This window comes from Bradyrhizobium sp. (assembly GCF_030697065.1).
Classification (GTDB): Bacteria; Pseudomonadota; Alphaproteobacteria; order Rhizobiales; family Xanthobacteraceae; genus Bradyrhizobium.
Window position 1 is genome coordinate 1 of record NZ_JAUYQU010000061.1, and the last position, 1,109, is coordinate 1,109.

At 63.7% G+C, this 1,109-nt stretch carries 2 protein-coding genes; both read right to left on the reverse strand.

Features of this window, described 5'->3' with window-relative positions; all coding sequences use genetic code 11:
* On the reverse strand, positions 1 to 736 hold a 736-nt coding region (locus Q8R73_RS04360), incomplete at its 3' end, for an urease subunit alpha (RefSeq protein ID WP_305718308.1).
* A 28-nt stretch (positions 737 to 764) separates the two neighbouring features.
* Positions 765 to 1,070: an urease subunit beta gene (locus Q8R73_RS04365; protein ID WP_305718309.1), complete on the reverse strand. Its 306-nt coding sequence runs from the start codon at positions 1,068 to 1,070 to the stop codon at positions 765 to 767.
* Positions 1,071 to 1,109 lie beyond the last annotated feature (39 nt).

A 1,109-nucleotide genomic window follows, 5' to 3' on the forward strand; every position in this document is an offset into this window, starting at 1 on the left:
TCACCTGAACGTCGTGATCGTCCGCCACCGTCAGGCAGTTGTCAATCGCGGCCGGAGTGGTGCCCCAGTCCTCGTGCAGCTTCAGCGCGCAGGCCCCCGCATTGATCATCTCGACCAGCGCGGCGGGCTGCGAGGCGTTGCCCTTGCCGGAAATGCCGAGATTGACCGGGAAGGCGTCGAACGACTGGATCATCCTCCCCATGTGCCAGGGGCCGGGCGTGCAGGTGGTGGCAAAGGTGCCGTGCGACGGCCCGGTACCGCCGCCCAGCATCGAGGTGACGCCGGACATCAGCGCATGCTCGATCTGTTGCGGGCAGATGAAATGGATGTGGCTGTCGAACCCGCCCGCGGTAAGAATTTTTCCTTCGCCTGCGATCACGTCGGTGCCCGGGCCGATCACGATGGTGACGCCGGGCTGGATATCGGGATTGCCCGCCTTGCCGATCGCGCTGATATAGCCCTCCTTGATCGCGACGTCGGCCTTGACGATGCCCCAGTGGTCGACGATCAGCGCATTGGTGATGACGGTATCGGCCGCGCCCTGCCTGTTGGTGACCTGGGATTGCCCCATGCCGTCGCGGATCACCTTGCCGCCGCCGAATTTCACCTCCTCGCCGTAGACCGTAAAATCCTTCTCGACCTCGATGATGAGGTCGGTATCGGCCAGCCGCACCCGGTCGCCGGTGGTCGGCCCGAACATGTCGGCATAGACGGAACGTTTTATCTTGACGGACATGATGTGGCTCCAGCCGATTCCAAATTGCTCACAGCTTGCCCTGTATCTCGCCGCGAAAACCGTAGACCACGCGTTTGCCTGCCAGCGCCACCAGTTGCACCTCGCGGGTCTGGCCGGGTTCGAAGCGCACAGCGGTGCCGGCGGCAATGTCGAGGCGCATGCCGCGGGCTTTCTTGCGGTCGAATTTCAGCGCCGGATTGGTCTCGAAGAAATGATAGTGCGAGCCGACCTGGATCGGACGGTCGCCGCTATTGGCCACCGTCAGCGTCGCGGTCTTACGGCCGGCATTGAGCTCGATCTCGCCGTCCTGGTTGAAGAGTTCGCCGGGGATCATTTTGCGCCTTTCTCCGTCATTCCGGGGCGCGCGCAGCGC

Bases quoted from the DNA above. Each gene is read 5' to 3' on its own strand.
- Q8R73_RS04365 (WP_305718309.1), bottom strand. From the start codon at position 1,070: ATGATCCCCGGCGAACTCTTCAACCAGGACGGCGAGATCGAGCTCAAT.